4 protein-coding genes are annotated in these 3,658 nt (G+C 54.3%); 2 read left to right on the top strand and 2 right to left on the bottom strand.

All coding sequences use genetic code 11. From position 1 onward, the window contains the following. Positions 1 to 481: radical SAM protein (locus JKK62_RS00040; RefSeq protein WP_494545951.1), on the top strand; the 481-nt coding region annotated here is incomplete at its 5' end. Between the two features lie 55 nt (positions 482 to 536). On the opposite strand, the gene JKK62_RS00045 is transcribed toward JKK62_RS00040, so the two are convergent. After that, a complete protein-coding gene (locus tag JKK62_RS00045; RefSeq protein ID WP_201426493.1) occupies positions 537 to 941 on the bottom strand; it encodes a hypothetical protein in 405 nt (134 codons plus the stop codon). A gap of 29 nt (positions 942 to 970) precedes the next feature. Next, entirely contained in the window at positions 971 to 2,674 is a 1,704-nt protein-coding gene (locus JKK62_RS00050) for a S1C family serine protease (RefSeq protein ID WP_201426494.1), read from the bottom strand. 292 nt (positions 2,675 to 2,966) lie between these two features. Here JKK62_RS00050 and JKK62_RS00055 point away from each other — a divergent pair. Then, positions 2,967 to 3,658: class II fructose-bisphosphate aldolase (locus JKK62_RS00055; RefSeq protein WP_201426495.1), on the top strand; the 692-nt coding region annotated here is incomplete at its 3' end.

Consider the following 3,658-nt stretch of genomic DNA (forward strand, 5'->3'; position numbering starts at 1 on the left):
CACCTCGCCGAAAATACTCACTTTGCTGAACGGTCTGGTGGACGTTTACCTGCCCGATTTCAAATACAGCGACAACAAGCTCGCCGAGAAGTTCTCGCACACTCCGAATTACGTTGAGACCGCGATCTCGTCGATTGCGGAAATGCTCTTTCAGGTCGGCAAGCCGAAGTTCGACGACGAAGGCATGATTCAGAAGGGCGTAATTGTCCGCCACCTGATCCTGCCCGCGCACACAAGGCAGAGTATTGCCGCCCTCGAGCTGCTCAAGCGTACCTTCGGCGATGAAATCCTCGTCAGCCTGATGTGCCAGTACGTGCCCTGGGGCGAGGCAAAACGCCACCCTAAGCTCGGACGCAAAATCACACAGCGCGAGTACGACAAGGTGAAGGCAGCGCTTTTCCAGAACAACATCGACGGCTTCACCCAGGATCTGTCCGCAGCGAGCACCGAATACATTCCCGACTGGGACTTTGAAGAATAATAAAAGCCTTCCGCATGGTCACGCGACTCTGCGGAAGGCTTAATTGTTTTAAATTTTATAAGGGCATATCCTGCGGCATCGCGGGCTCGATAACAACGGTATTCGAGATGAAACCGGGCTTAATGTGCGCCTTGAGATATCCCACCGGAGCCTGAGGAGTAAGCGTAAGCGTCATGTCGACGCACTTGCGGCTCATGCCCGCGGTCATACGTACATTGTGCGTGCCGAAGGGTACGGAGTAGGAAACGGTTTCCTTGTTGCCGATATGGCCGCAGGGCTGACCGTCGATGTAAACGCCGAAGCCGATCGCCACTCCGATAGGGCTGCCCATTCTGTACAGCTTGATCTCAGCTCCCATAGGAGCGAGCGTATTTCCGCATTTCGGACAGGGTATATCCGTGTTGATATCGGTCACGTTGCCGCACCCGGGACAGCGCACCCGAAATCGTCCTGTCATCATAATTATTCTCCTTCCAAACCAATCGCTGATTATTTGTCGGCCGCTAAGGTGATTTCTTCCTCAACTTCCTTGCCCGTGGACGCCTGATAGTATTTCAGCGTAACCTTGTCGCCGTCCTTGTGCTTCTCGAGCACGTTGTAGATTTCCGAGAAGTTGGTAATCGTCTCGCCGTCAAGAGCGGTGACTATATCGCCCTCAGCGAGCTTTGTGCCGCCGCAAGGGCCGTCCTTGTCAACCTGATCGACATAGATGCCCTGCGGAACATTGTTGTAGGTCGCGGTCTCAAGGTCTACCGCGGTGCCTACGATGCCGATTTTGACTCTGCCCTCGACATAGCCGTTTTTGACGAGGCTGTCTACGATTTCCTTTACGGTCGCGGTGGGAATGCAGAATCCCATGCCCTCGTAGACGACGCCCGCGATTTTTGAGCTCGCAACGCCGATGACCTGACCGTACATATTTACCGCCGGGCCGCCGGAGTTGCCGGGATTGATCGCCGCGTCGGTCTGGATAAACTTGACGATGCTCTTGTTTGAGGCGTCGCGGTCAAGAGCGGATACAACGCCCTTTGTCATTGAGTTCTGGTAGCTGATGCCGCCGGGATTGCCGACGATGATGACGTCCTCGCCGAGAGTGAGGTCGCTCGAATCTCCGAAGGTCGCGGGCTTGAGGTTTTCGGCGTCGTCCATCTTGAGAACCGCGAGGTCGGTGCGGCTGTCAAAGCCGACAACGCCCGCGTTGTATTCCTTGCCGTCAGAGGTGATAACGCTGATCGCGTAGGCTGTCTTGCTGTTGCCGATAACATGGGCGTTCGTGATCAGATAGCCGCCCTGGGAGATGATAATGCCGCTGCCCTGTGACTTGAGCTGCGTCTTGTCCTTGTCGGAATACGCCATAATGCCGACTACGGACTCGGACACGCTCTTGAACGCGTACTCAGAGCCATACTCGGTGTTCTTTTCGGCGTCGGAGGGCTTCTTCTCGAGCTTCATTCCACTGTAGTCGGGAATGATCTTGTCGCTGTAGTCGCTCTGGTCGTTCACCACGGGAGCTGTGGTCTCCTGCTGGAAGAATCCGCCGCCGTTGCCGTTGTCTGGCAGGGTGAACTCGTGGAAGCCGTTCACGGAGTCGTCGTTTTTCGCAGTATGCTGGCTGCCGTTGTGGAGCACGTAGACGAGAATTCCCGCAAGGCTGCCCGCGAGAAGCACGCTGAGCACGATGATAACCGCGATAAGTCCCTTGTTGGACTTCTGCTTGGGCGGCTTTGGCTGAGCGTAAACATTCTGCTGCTCGGGCTGAGCGTAGACATTCTGCTGCTCGGGACGGGCATATATGTTCTGCTGCACCGGCTGCGGATAATAGCCCTGCGGCGGATACGGCGGCTGAGGCTGACCGTAAGCATTCTGCGGAAACCTCGGCGGCTCGGGAGTGACGAACGCTCCGTTCTGATAGACCGCAGTGTGCTGCACGGGATTGAACTGCTCGCTCTGGGGCATCTCAACCGCAGGAATCTCAACAGGCTGATTTTGCTGAGGCTCTTTGGGCATCAGGGGCTTTTCGGGGTTGAAATCCTGCGGCGGCACAGGCGGCTCGAACGGTTGGTTCGAGGGCTGCGGAGTGAACGCCTGCTGCTGCGGAACATACCGCTGAGCGGGCTGTGAATAGTCGTTCTTTTCTGTAAACGGCTTCTGCGGAGCGTTACCGTAGAAGTCGTTCTCGGGTTTATAATCCATAGTATAATCACCTGATTTCAATTTTGTATCGATAACATTATACATCTTAAAATGACCGAAAGCAAGCGATTGAATGTGAAATTTTGGTGAACTATGGAGGCGGCGGAAGCATAAAATCGTTTTCACGGTACGGAATCGGGCATATCGGGACTGCATTCTAAAATTTTATAAGTTTTTTCTCCCTTTTTTCTTGAAATGACTTTATTTTTGGTATAAATTATAGTATAATAATTATAACTCGACGGTGGGAGACGTTCCGCTGTTGAAATTTTTCAGAAAAAGGAAGATGAATATGCCATTAGTAAACGCAAAAGAAATGCTTACAAAGGCAAAGGCAGGTCACTACGCGGTAGGTCAGTTCAACATCAACAACCTTGAGTGGACAAAGGCGATCCTCCTGACTGCTCAGGAGCTCAACTCCCCCGTTATCCTCGGTGTTTCCGAGGGCGCAGGAAAGTATATGTGCGGCTACAAGACCGTAGTCGGCATGGTTAACGGTATGCTCGAGGAGCTCAAGATCACCGTTCCCGTAGCTCTCCACCTTGACCACGGCTCATACGAAGGCGCAAAGGCTTGCATCGCGGCAGGCTTCAGCTCCATCATGTTCGACGGCTCCCACTATCCGATCGAGGAGAACGTTGAAAAGACAAAGGAACTCGTAGCTACCTGTGAGGAGCTCGGTCTCTCCATCGAGGCTGAGGTTGGCTCCATCGGCGGCGAAGAGGACGGCGTTATCGGCGCAGGCGAGTGCGCGGATCCCGCAGAGTGCAAGATGATCGCGGATCTCGGCGTTACCATGCTCGCGGCAGGTATCGGCAACATCCACGGCAAGTATCCCGAGAACTGGGCAGGTCTGAGCTTTGATACTCTCGACGCTATCCAGCAGCTCACAGGCGAGATGCCCCTCGTTCTCCACGGCGGCACAGGCATTCCCGCTGACATGATCAAGAAGGCTATCTCCCTCGGCGTTTCCAAGATCAACGT

The sequence above is a fragment of the Ruminococcus difficilis genome, assembly GCF_016680995.1.